Here is a 16,237-nt window from a genome sequence, read left to right as displayed (position 1 = left end):
CGGTTGATTATTTGTGGTTTTTGGTTGGGATTTTTAGGTTTTTTTTCACACCACTAGGTACAGGAGGAAAACACAGCCAGGTAGAAGAGGGTATTGATGATTTTCTGGCTTTGTTTGAGGTTATTGAGGTTTTTTGTTGGTAGTGGGTTTAAAATGAGGCGGGCTGAGGAGGTTGTTATTTTGGTTTAAACCACTGGTAACAAATTAATTCGATATCTTCTTTTTCAAAAAATTCTAATAAGCTTACATCGTCTTGATTGGAAATTTGACTATAAAGTTCTCGTTCGCAAAATAAATCATCTAATTCTGACAGCAATGTATTTAACTCTCGAAGTTTCACATATTTATCCCAAATAAATTGTATTTCTCGCTGATAATTCCGCAAATGTGGAAAAGTCGTAATAACTTTATGCACTCGCTGCTTTTCTGAGGCTTCCACTTCTGATATTTGACTCAAAGCGTAGTCAATTTTCTGCAACCATTTCGGCAATTTTTGCGGCAGTTGGGCGCTTACTTTTTGCGGGTTGAGTTCGTTTAACAAATTTTGTACAGCAGCTTCTAAAACCTCAAAAATAGTGCTATCAAATGCCACCGGCTTTATTTCGTCTGAGTTCAAAAACTCCTCTGGTTTGCATTTTAGCCAATTGAAAATTTTTCGTTTGTCAGTAATGCAGTTTTGGGCAAGGGTAGAGATAGTGCCATTAAGGCGGGGGTAAAACTGCCAGAAGTGCCGGTTTTTCACACGAAAAGCGATAAAAACACCATCAATATTCTGGATGTTTTTGCGAGTGCTGAAAATTCCATCAGGTAAATTCTCCGCTGCTTTTTTGCCTTTTTCTTGCAGAAATTCAACTAAGGGAAATCGCATTTCATTCAAAGAAACAAAATCGGTTGCTTGTTCCAATTCTGCAAGAATAGCAGCTTTTTCTTCCTCGGTTTTTGCTAGTTTAAGCCGGCGTAGTTCATTGAGAGATTTTTCGGAAATTGTTTCTCCTAAAATGCTGCCATCTAAACCAACAGTTTCGTTTATAGAGCTAATTTTTTGCTGTAATTTTTTCACTAATCCCAGCAATTTTTCTAAGCCTTCTTCGGGAAAACAATTGTAAATAAACAACGATTGATACTCGCTTCCTAAACGATCAATTCGACCGGCCCGCTGTATCATTCGCACAGGATTCCAATGCAAATCATAATTAACAATAGTACCGGCATCTTGCAAGTTTTGCCCTTCCGATAACACATCAGTACAAATCAAAATATCGATTTCTTGGCGGCGGTAATTTTGCAATTCTTCTTCGTCTTTACAATTGGCTTTTGGCGCAAAACTTTTTACCTTTTCTTGGCGCTGTTTACTGTTTGTTTCTCCCGTAATGCAGTCAATAACAAGGGTGCGGTTATTAATTTGCATGAGTTTTAACCAATTTGAATCTTTCACCAATTCTTCGTGCAAATAGTTGGCAGTATCTTGAAAATAGCTGAAAACTAAAATCTTTTGTCCTTTGAGATGAGTGAGCAGGAATTGTTTAAAAGCGGCTAATTTCCGGTCATAATCTTGTTTTGTTGCGACAGCTAGTTTAATTAGTTTAAGTTTTTTCAAAATGTCTTTGAGGGTTTCCAAGTCTGAAAAAATTGCCTGTTGCAGTTCATCTTTACGGTAATCTTTGGGGTCAATTTCTTGTAATGATGAAAGAAAATCCGCAACTTCTGTTTTTTCTGCTTCATCAATTTCGGCAGCGACAATTTTGCGAAAAACTTTAGTTTCTAAAAGTTGCCCTTGATTGAGATATTCATCAAATCGTTTCTGAAACTGCATTTGATAGTTGATGCTATTTTCAAAAGCAATGAGGGAACTTTCCAGCCGTTTTAAATAAAGAGTTTTCATCAAAGCAACAAGGGCTTCATTTCGCTTAACTTGAGCTTGATCTTCTTTATCTTTATTCTTTTTAAACGCCCTAATATTATACGGTGCTAACTGCATTTGGTCAATTTGATCGGCAATACCGGCATAAAGCCCCTGAAAGCTTGCTTCAAAGTTATAGGTTAATTTATGCTCATCTAATTTGCGTTTTGGAAAATGTATTTCTTGACCGGCAATCTCAATTTTCTCACCGGCTTGCTGTCGAATAATCACATCTTGCCGGCTACGCTTTACCATTGTCTGCAAAAGCAGTTCGCTGATATCTGATTTGCCGTTTTCTACAGCTTTAAAATAGCTTTTAAGATTGCGGATTCCCCAATTGCGATAGTAAGTTTCGCTATGGCGAGTTAACAACAATATCTGATGATACAAATCATAAATGCTGTTATTAATCGGTGTAGCTGTCAGCAAAACGATTTGTTTATGGGCTTTGCCGCTACTCATTAATTTTTGTAAGTTTCGATAGCGATTTGTGCCAGAATTGCGGAAATTGTGCGATTCATCGACAATGACTAAATCATGCTTTATATAACGGCGAATATCAAAATTAACGCGGCTGATTTCTTCTTGAGAAAGAATATCGGCTTCAAAGCCAAATTCATCTAATTTTTTTCGCCACATTAAATCCCGCAGTTGAGCAGGACAAACAATTAAGATGCGAGGAATATGACCGGCAATTTTGTTATTGAGCCGGTGTTCAATTAGCCGCAGAGCAATATAAGTTTTTCCTAAACCTACTGAGTCTGCTACCATTACTCCTTGATGTCTTTCTAACAGTTTTACCGCTTGTTGATAGCCTTGTTGTTGGAAACTGGCGAGATCAAGAGCGCTATTTTTTCCTTCTTTGGTTTCCGTTGCAGTTTCTTCCTTAAAGAATTCATAAAGGGCTTTAATAAATACCTGATACGGCGTGTAAGGTGAACTGCAAAGTTTTAAATTTTCTCGCTTATTCATTAGCTGAATTTTCTCGGCAATATCAACACTATCATCATTCCACAATTTTTCAAAAATGCCAAAAAAGTCGGTGGCGCTTTCCAACTTCGTGAGATAGTTCGGCAACATCATTTCTTGCAAAAATGCTTTGTTCGGTTATTTGCTGTTTAATCGGGAAAATTCCTCTTTTTATTGTTTAAATATTACTAGGGATTTTATTGGTAATCACCACAATAAACCCCTGGCAATAGGATATTTAAAACTCTCATATTTTCAGAGTTCAAACCCGCGAGGAAATTGGGTTTTATCGCTATAAATCACTTCAGATAAATTCGCAGCATCCAAGTCAGCACCCCAGAGGTAAGACTCGGTTAAATCAGCAAAATAAAAATTAGCGCCCCTGAGATTAGCTCCCCGAAGATCGGCTCCCCTGAGATTAGCTCCGCTGAAATTAACATTGCTCAAATTGGCTTTGGCAAGCTTCGCTCCTTCTAGGTTTGCTCCACTCAAATTTGCATTGCTTAAATTTGCTCCTTTCAAGTTTATTCGTCTAAAATCCCTTTTGCCGGCGGCATAGTGGCTGATAATATCCGGTGAGTTTATGCTAAAAGAAGCCAAAAAAGGAGGCTCAGAAAGAGTTAAATTTACAGGAAAATATCGCGGCTTAGTTGAGGAGAGTTCTAGCAATGACGAGACAACGGGGCTAACCTTGCTGGGTTCGGGTTTGCTTGGTTGTTTATCACTTTTATAATTGCTAGATTTTGCTTTTGGTTGGGGTGGCCAAAATAACAAACGCCTTGTTTTCATGCTATCGTCTTGCGGTTTGGTGGCTTTTTCTTTCGGTTTAGACTGGGTATATTTTGCTGGCTTTTTCGTTGGTAAATTAGTCTCATCAAGGCTATCTTTTTTCGGGTAGTTTGTGCTGGAATTGGGCGCGCTCACCATATTGGAAGTGTTAGCAGATAGCAAAAATGGCTCTTGAATATCGTTGTTTATCGTAGCCTTTTGCCACTCTTGCGGACAAAGCTCCTCAGTGAGAAAATAGCGGCGCTGAGGATGGCGTAATTTATTCATCGCTTTCGTCTCAATTTGGCGAATTCTCTCACGGCTAATATTAAAGTGTTGAGCAATATCGTCTAATGTTTTGAGCTTGCCATCATCCAAACTGTAACGCATTCGGATAACATCCCGCTGCCGGGGGCTGAGGGTGTCTAAAACTCTTTCCAGATTTTCGAGCCGCAAAAGATTTATAGCGTATTCTTCTGGGGTTTCATAGCCAGATTCAAAAGCATCATCTAGCGTTTCTAAAGAAAAAGGTGTCAGAGAGGCTGTAGTAATAAATTGCAGCTTTTCAACGGGAATTTCTAAGCGTGTTGCTATTTCCCCTTCAGTCGGTTGGCGACCCAATTCTTGCGTTAAAATTTGAATAGTGTTTTTAATTCGAGAAATTTTCTCTATGAGATGAATCGGCAGGCGGATCAGTCGGGATTTATCGTAAATTGCTCTGGTAATAGACTGGCGAATCCACCAATAAGCATAAGTAGAAAATTTATAACCTTTTTCTCCTTCAAACTTTTCTACTGCTCGAATTAAGCCCATATTTCCTTCTTGAATTAAGTCCGAGAAATCTAACCCCCGATTTTGATATTTTTTGGCAATCGACACAACTAAGCGCAAATTGGAAACGATCATTTTTTCTTTGGCTTTTTGACCTTGGTGAAGCCGTTTACGAAACTCAAAAACCTGCATATTTAGGGCAGAAGCCCATTCACTCTCATCCGGCTTTCTTCCAAGTTGCTTAGACAAAGTTTTTCCCACTTCTTCCAATCTCAATAAATCGGCAATTTGCTGAGCCAGGGCAATTTCTTCGGAATCCCGCAGCAAAGGAAACCGGCCAATTTCTTGCAGATAAAGCCCTAGAGAATCTTTCGTCTGTGAGCCTCTATTTTTCTTGTTTTGGAGTAAATTAAAAGCTTGATATTGTAGCTCGTAAATTTCCTGCGGTTTGAGGTTATGAGCAGCAATTGATTCGAGCCTATGCCGGTCATAATTACTCGGATAGCAGAGGTCAATTTGCCAGGGTTGGATGCTCAGGCGCAGATTCATTTGCTCATCCAAACTCAGGCGCGGATTAACTAAAATTAACTGTTTATAGTCCTTAGTACCAAGCAAAAGAAATTGAAAATTAGAACCCCGACTGCAAAGACTACTGGCAATAGCTTTCATCCTTTTCTTGGCATCTAATTCTGAAGTACACTCCTGCTCTTGCAACTGAAACAGCCACACTTGTAGCGTATAAACAGCGCTTTTTTCCTCAGCAATTAGGTGAACTTTTTTAATAGCTTTGGCGGTGCGAGCCGGTAGTTCTAAACCTTCCACATCTGATTGCTGAGGTGCAGCGTTGTAGCCCAATTTTTGAAAAATAAGGGCAATTTTTTCCGGGCTATCGGCGTTTTCTAGATCATTTTGGCTTAAGTATCTTTGTAGCATTCCAACACCCGCGACAATTCTAGGTTTTGAGCAATTTTCCTAAGTCAAATTGGCTTCCGCCTCTGTCTGCTGGGCAGAAGATGGGGTTAGACATTGATTAGGATGTTCGCTTGAATATCTTATTATTCCCATCGCCCCTGACGCTGTAACACTTACTACGCGCAAAAATACCGGCTGCTGAATAAAAACCAATAGAACCCGCCCCCTCCTCTATTTTACGGCCTAATATAACCAGCCAGAAACTTTAATTGCTCTCTCATTTCTTCCGCTGATTTTATACTCCTTAAATAAAGCAATCCCCGCAACTGAAACCCTACATAAAAGCTTTAAAAAAATAACTTTTTGAGAAATCCAAAAAAAGGCCCTCTGTAAATCGGATCTGGTATTATCGGGAGCATCTGGCAACCGAAAAAACCTAACCCCCATCCCACCTTCCCTATCAGAAAAAAGCACAAAAAATCCCCCTCGCCCTTAAAAAAACAGGGAAGGGGGAACTGGCGGAAAATTTATCTAACTAACTATTTGGCCGCCTTTTCTGTTAACTGAGTCAGCACCTTATTTGAACGCTCAACAAACGCTTTCATACCCTCAGCATCAAAGCCTTTTTGAGCCATCAAAGCCAAATCATAAACATGATGACAAATCATCTCAGCCAACTCCGCAGAAGGCGATTTTCCTTCACCTTGAATAATCGAACCTTGACTCAAAGATGCCAAATTTTGAATCAACGGGTGCGACGTATTTACCACCAAAATATGCTCATCGGGGAACTGCCCTAAATCCTGCTGTTGCAAAATAGCATTCATATCACGCAACCGGCGCAAAAACTCAGGCAATAACACCATTGCCGGCGGCGTTGCAGCAGCATCATCCGATTTCAAAGCCTCCGTGCGTACCGTCAATTTTGGCTTATTCAGCGCGGTTTTAAACAAGTCCGCAATCTCTTCGCTGCGAGTTTTATTGGTACTTGGATCGACAATTTCAGAGGTTTTATCTTTGTCAATCAAAGTATCATCAAGTTCTGAATCAACGCGAGAAAACTTCACATCTTTAAACTCGCGTTCCAAGAAACTGATAAAGTGCGGGTCAATGAAAGAATCCATAAATAGGACTTCTAACCCTTGACTTTTATGCAGTTGTATGTAAGTCGCCTGCGTCACTTCATCGGTGCAATAAAATACGCGATTTTCATGGCCTTCTTTATTGCGTTCCAAATATTCCTTAATTGTGGTAAAGGAAGGGCCACCGGCAGTCCCACCTTCCGGTTTAACTTGTTGCCAAATGTCCCCATCTTCCGATTGCACTTCAACAGCAGGAGTGTCAGTTTTAGCAGCACTTAACTCAGCACTTGTGCGGTAAATGATGATATCTTCAACTTGCTTTTTGAACTTTTCATCATTCAGCGCCCCAAACTTAACAAACGTGCCCAGGTCTTTCCAACTGCTGATATAATTTTCCCGGTCTTCTCGATACAATTCTTTGAGCCGGTCGCCAACTTTTTTGGCAATAAAATCAGCAATTTTCCGCACGGTGCGATCCATTTGCAAGGCACTGCGGGAAACGTTCAAGGGAATATCAGGACTGTCAATTACCCCGCGCATCGGTAACAAAAATTTCGGAACAATTTCTTCACAGTGTTCGCTGACAAATACCTGATTACAGAATAGTTTAATCTGGCCCTTGGTGACATCAACATCAGGTTTAAGTTTCGGGAAATATAAAATCCCATTCACCAAAAAAGGATAATCGGTATTCAGGTGTACCCACAGCAGCGGGTCTTCTTGGAAAGGATACAAATAACGGTAAAATTCTAGGTAATCTTCTTTGCTTAGGCTGCTGGGAGATTGCCGCCAAATCGCTTTTTGCCGGTTGATTTGTTCGCCATCCATTTTGATAGCAACCGGCATAAAATCACAATAGGTTTTCACCAATTGGCGGATGCGAGAAGCCTCCACATATTCGGCCTCTTCTTCTTGCAGCGTCAGGGTGATGGTGGTGCCGCGTGTGTCGCGCGTCGAGTCGGTAAGTTCAAACGTAGGAGAACCGTCACAAGACCAGTGAACAGCTTGGGCACCTTCTTTGTAAGAAAGGGTGTCAATTTCTACTTTTGTTGCCACCATAAAAGATGAGTAGAAACCGAGGCCAAAGTGACCAATAATTTGCTGGTCATCTGCGGCTTTATATTTTTGGATAAATTCTTCGGCGCTGGAAAATGCCACTTGGTTAATATATTTTTTAACCTCTTCGGCAGTCATCCCAATACCGTTGTCAGAAATGGCGAGGGTTTTATTATCTTTGTCGATGGTGAGAGTAATTTCGGGTTCGCCTACTTCTCCAGAAAATTCGCCGGCCAAAGAAACCATTTTCATTTTCTGGATGGCATCGACGGCGTTAGAAATTAATTCCCGCAAGAAAATTTCGTGGTCAGAATAAAGAGACTTCTTGATAATGGGAAAAATATTCTCGGTATGTATAGTAATCGTGCCTTGTTCCAGAATTGTCATAGCTTTTGTCTCGCTTACGTTATAAAGGCGGTGGCTTGAGAAAACATGATAGAGTTGAGGCGCTCAAATTTTGGCTGTATGCCGGTTGAGCGCTTTGGCTGATTTTGATCCTAGATCGATCTGGCCGATGAAAAGCAGTTTTTGCGTCCGAAATTGCCTCACCTTTTATGATTCGGTTTTCCTCACTTGTTAGGGAACTTGCTGCTTATCCAGCGATAGATCAACCTCAGTCTCTCGTTTGCCGAGTTGCTGGAAAAACAATTTCTCATAAGCTTTAACATCACTGTCTTCTGCAAATTCTTCGTTGTAACGTTTGAGGCTGCCTTGTCTCATTTTGTTGAGTTCTTCTTCACTATCGAGAAGCCAGTCGAGTTGTTGAGCACATTCTTCCTCCGTAGAAAAATAATGAGCGTCTACGCCAGCAACCCAGCGGTTAAATTTATTATCGTGAGCAAGAATTGGAGAACTGGCGCTCATGGCTTCAACGAGGGAAGGATTTGTACCGCCCACAGTGTGCCCATGAATATAAAGCCTTGCATAATATCTTAAGGCATTCACGGCTTCTTTTTCATAAATTGCCCCAGGAAATATCACTTCCTCACTCGCCGCTTTTTTAACTTCTTGATGATAGGCTACGTCGTCATAATATTTTCCTAAAACCAACATTTTATAGCCTTTTTTTTGTCTGGAAAATGCCGAAACAACTTCTAAAATAGAGTTTTCAGGTTCAGGTCTGGCAATGACGATTACATATTGATATGCTTCCAAATTGTAATGGTTGAGAACCTCAATTTTTGGGGCCACAACTCGGTCAGCGCCGTAGGGAATAACAGTTACTTTTTCTGCCGGCACTCTTGTGATTAAATGAGTTTTTATTTCTGGGTGGTCGGCAATTAAATGATTTCCAAACCAACATCCTAACAGTTCATTAATATATAACCAGGCTTTTTCTACATGGTTCCATTTTTGCCGTTTCCATTCCAGCCCATCCATATTGATGATGTTGGTTAAACCTTTTAAACGCAACAACCCGCAGAAAATGGCTGTGTTATAACCCAAGGTTAAAAATAAACCTTCCTGGCGTGCTGCGTGGAGGGTTGCTTTCCAGTCAAAAACTATTGTCCCTGTTGCTTTTTTATACGGGATAGGAATGTGAATCAATTTTACCCCGTTCCAATAGTCCTCCCAAATTTCTGTGCCGTGATCTTCTTGGCAATAAACCGCTACTTTCCAGTTTTGTGAAATAAGGTAAAGTGCCAAACGTTCAGCGAAAGTTTCAAAACCGCCGTGTTTTGCCGGTAGGCCGCGAATTCCAAGAATGTATAATGTACGCATCTTCCTGATTGATAGCGACAGGGTAGTTGTGGTGCTTTAGCACTTCCTTTGAGAGAAGCATAAAGCTGTTTGGATCATAGCCTAACGTTGTTAAACTTTTCGTAAATTATGCGAGTCTGGGGTAAAGAAACGGTAATTTCTGCTGCAAAAGCCGCCATGCCAGCCTTGCTACCTACAGAGGAGGCTTCGGCAAAATCAATGATAACCATCAATTACTCACTGATTTTTGATGCCGGTGCTGTCCAAAGCAAGCATCCCTGTTTATCTCAGTTTTTTTGGGTGAAAACCCAGCCTTTTGCGCTGTGGCTGAAAATAGGGGTTGAATACGCTCTTAATTTAATTTTTCAAGATGACGAGCATAAAATTAAGGCTGAGGTTAAACTTTTTCTATTGGTAACTAACCACACGGATTTTTACAGCAAACTAGGTTATTGATAACTCTTAGAATGTTTTTATTTTGAAAAATCCTCTCTTGGCATATATCGAAAATCTAAAGGTTTCATCTTTTGCTATCCCATCTAAAATCCTAAGCTTTTTTGCCCAACAATCCCGCCTCTCAAATTTTTAAGCGGGGGGCTTGCATCTGCCACAAGGTAGATGTATAATTGCTGAGAAACGAAGGGGAGTAGCTACCGGCACCCAAAACGCCGGCCCGTCTGAATCAACATACTGGTGATAAACCTGGTTCAGACGACAAGAATTTGAGGCAAAGCGTCAAAGAATGCGTCAAACACTTGGGAGCGAGACCTTCACTAAGTCTACATCTGATGTGGGCTTGGTGAAGTCTAGCGACCCACATCAAGCTCACTCAGGTTATCTACAAATTCTGAGGAGATCAACAAAGTGTTAACAGCATTTACCAAAGGTTTATTACTAATTACGGTTTCTGAATTAGGCGACAAAACGTTTTTTATTGCCGCAATTTTAGCGATGCGCCACAACCGGCGTTTGGTATTTATTGGAGTGGTTGCAGCGTTGGCAGCGATGACTATTCTCTCGGTTTTAATTGGTAAAGCGGCCTCATTTTTACGCCAAGAATATATTGATTTTGCCGAAATTGCCTTGTTTTTGGGCTTTGGCTTAAAGCTGCTTTATGATGCCAGCAAAATGCCGGCCACATCAAATGGTGATGAACTTGAAGAAGCCGCTGCGGTAGTGGAAAAAGCCGAGATAAATTTACCCGACAATGCTGTTAAAAAAAGCGGCAATTTAGCCTTAGCTTTGCAGTCGCCACAATTGGCAATTGTTATGCAATCTTTTGCCCTGACTTTTGTTGCCGAATGGGGAGATCGCACCCAAATTACAACCATTGCTTTAGCTGCAAGTAACGACGCCTGGGGAGTGACATTGGGTGCTATTTTAGGCCATAGCATCTGCGCGTTAATTGCAGTCATGGCCGGTCGCTTAATAGCAGGTCGCATTTCAGAACGAACGGTTACAGCAATAGGCGGTGGACTGTTTCTTATTTTTGGTTTTATTGCTTTGATAGAAAACTTTCCTAAATGACACTGGAACCTCTTCCAGCCGTCGGGGAAGCAAAGTAAAATTCGGCAATAAAATTGAACTTTTTTCCCCTCCCTTTCTAGGGAAGGGGGGGTTAAGTTTCTAAGGAGTTGGGGAAGCAGGCGGCGAAGTTGGCGGCGAGGCTGGCGGCGAAGTTTGCGAAGCTGGCGGCGAAGTTTGCGAGGCTGCCGGCTTGTTATCGGTTGCCATTTGTTGAATTTGATCCTTATATTGTGCCGGTGCGAGGGCGCTTGCTCGATTAAACAAAGCCTTTCCTTCCTCAACTTTTCCTTGAGTTTTTAAGACAATTGCTTTGCCTAAAATCGGCCTAAAATCATCGGGTTTTGTTTTGCTCAACTCATCATAAACAATAATCGCTTGATCATATCGGTTTTGTTGAGCATACGCTTGACCTAAAATTAGCTGAACAGCCACCACATCCACACTACCAGGTTGTGCTTTATTGAGGTTTGGGGCATTTTTAATCGTATCTTGTAACAACCCTAGCGCAGCTTCAGGCCGGTTTTGTTGTAATAACAAATTCACCATTCCTTGCAATGCGTCAATATTCCCTGGTTTACTATTCAAAATTGAACGATAAGCCGCACCGGCACCTTCAACATCTCCAGTTTGTTGTTTTGCCTGCGCCAACAATACTGTATAGCTTGGTTCATTTGCATTTAATGCTGCCAATTTTTCCAGCGGCGCAATCACACCTTTAACATCATTTAACTGTAATCTCGTGCGGATCAACCCCTCCAGAGCCGCCTTATTTTCTGGTTCTTTTTGCAAAACCAATTCATAACCCCGCGCCTGCGCTTCTAAGTCGGCCTGCTTGTTTAGCTGGCCAGACGGTTGCTGCGATGCTGATGTCGGTGTCGGTGTAGCAGCCTGTTGAGGCACTTGCTTTGCTTTGGGAACGGTAGTGAGAATCGGAAGCAGGGAAAACCCCACAAAGGCGGTGAGTGCTAATATCATCACCGTTTGAATAATCCAGCGATTGCGTTTTTGGGACACCATACTGCTTTGAACTCTACTGATATTATCAACTAAAAAGGCAAAATCCCACAAGAAAATTGCTTTTTCTTAGAGAGCCGACACAACAGCCGGCCTCTTTTGTCTGCCATTTACGGCCAAATACTCCGCCAAAATGGAGTTTGTTGACTTTGAAGTTGCTTCATTTTATTACGAATTTCCTGCATATTCCACCCCGTTAATTTTGCCAGAGTTTGCGCTTCTTGCTCAAAGCGTGCCGGCAGAGATTTTTGATATTGTTTGCCGGCTTCACAACTTACAGCACCCTTAAACGGATGGCGCAAAACATAACGCCCCTGAAAAGATTGTTGATTAGAAGTTTCTTGAAACATCAAATCTTCGGGGAATTTATCACGGCTATAACGAACGTGCAAACGAGTAACAAACACATTATTATTGCCGTTTGGCGTTAACCAAAACACCCCCGCTTTCTTCAACTCTTCCTGATTTAAAGGATCAGCCGAACAGGGATCACAACCAGCCATATTCCAGGCATATTCCAAAAACGCAACTTTCTTGCCTTCTCGATTGTAAGAAGTATTAAACATCGCCTTATAAAAATCAGCAAACTGTGCCTTGACAAAAACAGGAATTTCTGCATTAGAAGGCACATTTACCGTGCGGTAGTTAGTAATTTCTGCTTGACCTTTGGGAGACAAAACATAAACAATCAAATCTTGTTCGCCGGTGCTATTAATCATCCCCAAACGTATCGGCAACATAAACTTAGGAGACTCATAAGCAATCATCAAAGGCCGCAGAAAACTATAACCCCCTTTCTCAAATTCTGCCAAATTAACTTTCGCCACAAAAAATTTCATGTTTTGGCGAATATAGGGACGTAAAAGCGGACTTGCACCAGAGGGAATTTGATAACCATTTTGGTTTAGCCATGTTTCTAAACCATCCGATTCTTTAGCACTGAGAACCACAATATCATATTCCCCGACGCTAAATTTTGCTTCAACTGTTACGCCTAAACTATCTTCTTGATAGGGCGCTGGGGCCATTGCAGGAATAGGGCCGCGTGAAGCACCGGGAGCCGGCATCGGTCGCAAAACCTCACAAGGGTCTTCATCAAAATATTCTACCAAACGAGGCGCACTAAAACTATCGAGACGTTCAATAATTTGCGCGTCGCCAATGCGGACTTGTTCTTGTTGCAAAACCACCGGCACCGGCACCACAAGGGCAAAATCTTTAATAGCACCTTGATAGTCATTCGCCATTGTTAAAATCGTGCGGTTTCCGTCTTTAGCAATCACTACTTGCGACGCTTGGTTATACAATTTGCTGTCAGCTTTTGCCACATAAAACCCGCAAAAAGCTTGGGCTGCCGGTACGCATAAAAGCAGCAACAAAACAGCCACTAACGCACTTTTTAAAACTTGCCAAATTTTCATAAACCCTCCTTATATCGTATGCTGGGCTATCCCCAGCGGTTCCTCATCTTTCGCAACGCTTAAACTTTCTAAATTTGTTGTTTGCAACCAGGAAAAATCGCTGGCCGGCCAGATGAAATTTAGCAAAATTGTCAGAGGTGCAACAGCAAACAAAGCCCAAAAAACCGCCTCAGAAACAAAAAACTGATTTCGCAGAATAAAAGTGAAAATGGCGATTAATGCTGCCCAAATTAGCCGGCTAACTCTAGCATTTGGAATCGAACGCGGATCTGTAATCATAAACAAAGCAAACAACAACAAAGAACCACTCATCAGCCGGTGCAAAAATACATCCCAAGTCCAACCAAGCCAAACATTACGAACAGCCTCCAAACAACTATAAGTTAATAAAAACGCCACAGTTGTATCCCACCGGCCTACTTTTTTTAAAATTAAACTTCCACCTCCAAAAAACAATAAACCATACCACCAATCATCCCCCCATTGCCCCGGAGAAACCCAAGCATCCGGCCTTAAAATCAGCGCAGAAATAATGCCGAAATTAGCAGGATTAAAGAAATGCTTGCCCTGAAATTTAATAAAAAACTTACTTAAAATTGCCAAGTTTGCCGCAATTAGCATCGTAAAATAAGAATCTGCCCGCAACAGCAAACAAAGACTCAAAGACGTAATGACAGCACTTTTTAAAGAAGCAAAAATTTCAGAATAGCTGGGGTTTGAGGGCCGGTGAAAATACCAAGTTGCTAAAGCTTGAGTTAGCAAACAAGTAAAAAATACAACCGCCATCAAATCAAATTGCAACGTCCAATCTCGCGTAGCAATTCCCAAAATCAAAAACCCAGACAAAAACAAAATTTGATAATCTCGCGCATCTTGCAGCATAGCATAGCAAAAAAAAAGCGAATGCTTGCTAGTATGGCTAAAAAATTCGGCTGACACCGCTTTGTTTCATAAAATGTAACAGATGCCAGCAATGTATGAGTTAACATAAATCTAAAATTAAAATAAAGGGAAATCAGCAAATATGCTCTCAACTGAAACCACGCCCCAAACCAGTCTAAACACCGGCACCCTGCGGCGAGTACATCACATCGCCTTAAATGTGCAAAATATGGACGTTTCCCGCAATTTTTACGGCAAAATACTCGGACTGCATGAACTTGCCGGCGAAGAAGTTCCCAGCACTCTTAAAGAGTTAGTTTCCCAAGGAAAAGTAGCGAATTTTATCACTCCAGATGGAACGGTATTAGATTTATTTTGGGAACCGGAACTTAGCCCACCTCATAGCGATCCTACTCAACAATTTACGCGGGCTAATCACTTAGCTTTTGATATTGATAAAAGTTTATTTGATGAGGCGGTGGAAGTTTTAAAAAATAACAATGTTCGCATCGATAGCGGGCCGGTTACTCGCCCGACTGGACGGGGAATTTATTTCTATGATCCTGATGGATTTTTAATCGAAATTCGCTGTGATCCCTAATGAATTTTAACTTGCCACTTCCAAAAATTAACCTCATTAACCCCGTAGGGGTTTTATTCATGTAGCGGTGGGTTTTAACCCGCCGCTTTAACCCGCCGCTTTAAATTTCGACTGACAAACTAACAAATTAACCTTCTTAACCCCGTAGGGGTTTTATTCATGTAGCGGTGGGTTTTAACCCAGCGCGTTAACCCGTCGCGTTAACCCACCGCTTTAACTCACCACTTTAAACAAGGTGGAGTTATTCACCAGTAACAGATAACCCCTCAACCCAAACACGAGGGCACAAACCACCAGGTGTTAACTCAGCCTCACTTTCCACAAAAATAATCGACTTCAACAACTCCAGAAAATCACCGGCGACAGTAGCAGACTCAATACTGGTTTTAACACCTTTATTAACAATCCAACCATCAAACGGCAAAGAAAAGGAACCTTGTAAAGATTTGACACCCGCATGAAGCGCCTGCAAATCATCAATTAAAATCACATTTTCTGCCGTTTCCAGACTGTATTCGGCAGCAGCCGGCTTACCAGCAAAAACATGATAAAAATGCGGACTAACCGTTACCTTCGCCCCCGTATTGGCATGGCCGGTGGGAGAAGCATTCATGCGTTTTGCCGTTCCTGAACTATGCAAAAAGCTGCTCAAAATTCCATCCTTAATAACCTCAACCCGACGAGTCGGTGTACCTTCCCCATCAAAAGTTTCGGCCCCAATATTTGCCGGATGAAGCGCATCATCACATACACAAAGCAAAGGAGAAGCAACTTCCGTACCCAAAGAATCAGGAGTAGAAAGACTTTGCTTATCCAAAATACTTTGAGCATTAAACAAATTAGAAAACGCCCCCAACAAACTTAAAAAAGCCTCCGGCGAAAACACAACCCGATATTTGCCGGTTTTAACCTTTTCATAGTTTAAATGGCTAATCGTTTTCTCAACCGCCTCCTTTAGACAACCCTCAGTATCAAGACCCTCCAAACCCCGACTTATTTTAAAAGCACCGGCACTGCGAGGTTTCTTACCTTCCTCCTCAGTTTTAGTGTACAAATAAATCGAAGCCGTCGAGCGAGCCTCCGTCCGCAAAGCCCCCTCACTATTCAGATAAAAACGATCCATATCCCGCTGCGCCAAACCATTATAAGGCACACCTTTAATAGCAGGATGAGCCTCTAAAAGCTCCTTTTCAACTCCTATCAAAGTCTGTATTAATTCAGAAACTGGCGCTTGTTGTGACTTCTCATTTGGAATCTCAGCCGCCAAAGGAGCCGTCGCTTCAGGACTAAAATCAGGAGCGTATTCCTTCACCCCAAAAAAACTAGCCTCATAAGCCATCTTTAACGCCAATTCCAAACCCTTTGGATCAACATCCGTCGTGCTAGTGATGCCCATTGTTTGCTCATCATTCCAAACCCGAACCGTCACACTAGAACGATTAGAAGCCTTAACCTGCTTAGGCTCACCCCGGTCTACCTGGACACTCGTATCATCCACAATAGCCCCATAGATATCATACTTCTTGATACCCAACTTCTTCGCAGAATCCTCAGCGTAACTTGCAATCTCATTAATATTCGGCATACTCAACCTAAACCCTAAAAAAACTAACTACAACAAAAGTGGGGCAGG

The 16,237-nt window shown here is 41.6% G+C and carries 10 protein-coding genes and 2 pseudogenes; 3 read left to right on the top strand and 9 right to left on the bottom strand.

All coding sequences use genetic code 11. The features are described from left to right. Window positions 1-175: 175 nt before the first annotated feature. The 5 genes and pseudogenes from NG798_RS15430 to NG798_RS15410 all read right to left on the bottom strand — a co-directional run bounded on the left by NG798_RS15430 (window position 176) and on the right by NG798_RS15410 (window position 9,180). Complete coding sequence (locus NG798_RS15430) at window positions 176-2,983, bottom strand: helicase-related protein (RefSeq protein WP_261224563.1); 2,808 nt, start codon at window positions 2,981-2,983, stop codon at window positions 176-178. A gap of 141 nt (window positions 2,984-3,124) precedes the next feature. Next, window positions 3,125-3,397 (bottom strand): annotated as a pseudogene (locus NG798_RS28175) (pentapeptide repeat-containing protein); the annotation flags it as partial. Between the two features lie 483 nt (window positions 3,398-3,880). After that, window positions 3,881-4,957, bottom strand: a pseudogene (locus tag NG798_RS15420) (sigma-70 family RNA polymerase sigma factor); the annotation flags it as partial. Between the two features lie 902 nt (window positions 4,958-5,859). Further along, complete coding sequence (gene htpG / locus NG798_RS15415; protein ID WP_261224562.1) at window positions 5,860-7,845, bottom strand: molecular chaperone HtpG; 1,986 nt, start codon at window positions 7,843-7,845, stop codon at window positions 5,860-5,862. A 189-nt stretch (window positions 7,846-8,034) separates the two neighbouring features. Next, window positions 8,035-9,180: a DUF1972 domain-containing protein gene (locus tag NG798_RS15410; protein ID WP_261224561.1), complete on the bottom strand. Its 1,146-nt coding sequence runs from the start codon at window positions 9,178-9,180 to the stop codon at window positions 8,035-8,037. A 108-nt stretch (window positions 9,181-9,288) separates the two neighbouring features. Here NG798_RS15410 and NG798_RS15405 point away from each other — a divergent pair, with 108 nt between their 5' ends. Together NG798_RS15405 and NG798_RS15400 are read left to right on the top strand one after the other, a co-directional pair. Next, window positions 9,289-9,615 carry a hypothetical protein gene (locus tag NG798_RS15405; protein ID WP_261224560.1) on the top strand — a complete coding sequence of 109 codons (327 nt, stop codon included), beginning with the start codon at window positions 9,289-9,291 and terminating at the stop codon, window positions 9,613-9,615. A gap of 408 nt (window positions 9,616-10,023) precedes the next feature. Further along, the gene (locus tag NG798_RS15400) at window positions 10,024-10,686 is read left to right on the top strand and encodes a TMEM165/GDT1 family protein (protein WP_261224559.1); all 663 of its coding nucleotides are present in this window, start codon (window positions 10,024-10,026) and stop codon (window positions 10,684-10,686) included. A 99-nt stretch (window positions 10,687-10,785) separates the two neighbouring features. On the opposite strand, the gene NG798_RS15395 is transcribed toward NG798_RS15400, so the two are convergent. The 3 genes from NG798_RS15395 to NG798_RS15385 form a co-directional block, all read right to left on the bottom strand. Then, window positions 10,786-11,703 (bottom strand): tetratricopeptide repeat protein, encoded by a 918-nt coding sequence (locus NG798_RS15395; RefSeq protein WP_261224558.1) that lies wholly within the window; start codon window positions 11,701-11,703, stop codon window positions 10,786-10,788. Window positions 11,704-11,810: 107 nt separating this feature from the next. Next, window positions 11,811-13,121: a DUF2330 domain-containing protein gene (locus NG798_RS15390; protein WP_261224557.1), complete on the bottom strand. Its 1,311-nt coding sequence runs from the start codon at window positions 13,119-13,121 to the stop codon at window positions 11,811-11,813. Window positions 13,122-13,130: 9 nt separating this feature from the next. Continuing rightward, window positions 13,131-14,060: an RnfABCDGE type electron transport complex subunit D gene (locus NG798_RS15385; RefSeq protein WP_317619602.1), complete on the bottom strand. Its 930-nt coding sequence runs from the start codon at window positions 14,058-14,060 to the stop codon at window positions 13,131-13,133. A gap of 85 nt (window positions 14,061-14,145) precedes the next feature. Between NG798_RS15385 and NG798_RS15380 the strand changes: the two genes are divergently transcribed. Continuing rightward, the gene (locus tag NG798_RS15380) at window positions 14,146-14,604 is read left to right on the top strand and encodes a VOC family protein (protein WP_261224556.1); all 459 of its coding nucleotides are present in this window, start codon (window positions 14,146-14,148) and stop codon (window positions 14,602-14,604) included. A 241-nt stretch (window positions 14,605-14,845) separates the two neighbouring features. On the opposite strand, the gene NG798_RS15375 is transcribed toward NG798_RS15380, so the two are convergent. Beyond that, window positions 14,846-16,189: a TldD/PmbA family protein gene (locus tag NG798_RS15375; RefSeq protein WP_261224555.1), complete on the bottom strand. Its 1,344-nt coding sequence runs from the start codon at window positions 16,187-16,189 to the stop codon at window positions 14,846-14,848. Between the last annotated feature and the right edge of the window lie 48 nt (window positions 16,190-16,237).

Source organism: Ancylothrix sp. D3o, assembly GCF_025370775.1.
Lineage (GTDB): Bacteria > Cyanobacteriota > Cyanobacteriia > Cyanobacteriales > Oscillatoriaceae > Ancylothrix.
This window is presented reverse-complemented; position numbering and strand designations above follow the sequence as displayed.

What these genes read in the sequence shown, in the direction of transcription:
- NG798_RS15430 (WP_261224563.1), bottom strand. Translation starts at nt 2,983, where the DNA reads ATGATGTTGCCGAACTATCTCACGAAGTTGGAAAGCGCCACCGACTTT.
- htpG (WP_261224562.1), bottom strand. Translation starts at nt 7,845, where the DNA reads ATGACAATTCTGGAACAAGGCACGATTACTATACATACCGAGAATATT.
- NG798_RS15410 (WP_261224561.1), bottom strand. Translation starts at nt 9,180, where the DNA reads ATGCGTACATTATACATTCTTGGAATTCGCGGCCTACCGGCAAAACAC.
- NG798_RS15405 (WP_261224560.1), top strand. Translation starts at nt 9,289, where the DNA reads ATGCGAGTCTGGGGTAAAGAAACGGTAATTTCTGCTGCAAAAGCCGCC.
- NG798_RS15395 (WP_261224558.1), bottom strand. Translation starts at nt 11,703, where the DNA reads ATGGTGTCCCAAAAACGCAATCGCTGGATTATTCAAACGGTGATGATA.
- NG798_RS15390 (WP_261224557.1), bottom strand. Translation starts at nt 13,121, where the DNA reads ATGAAAATTTGGCAAGTTTTAAAAAGTGCGTTAGTGGCTGTTTTGTTG.
- NG798_RS15380 (WP_261224556.1), top strand. Translation starts at nt 14,146, where the DNA reads ATGCTCTCAACTGAAACCACGCCCCAAACCAGTCTAAACACCGGCACC.
- NG798_RS15375 (WP_261224555.1), bottom strand. Translation starts at nt 16,189, where the DNA reads ATGCCGAATATTAATGAGATTGCAAGTTACGCTGAGGATTCTGCGAAG.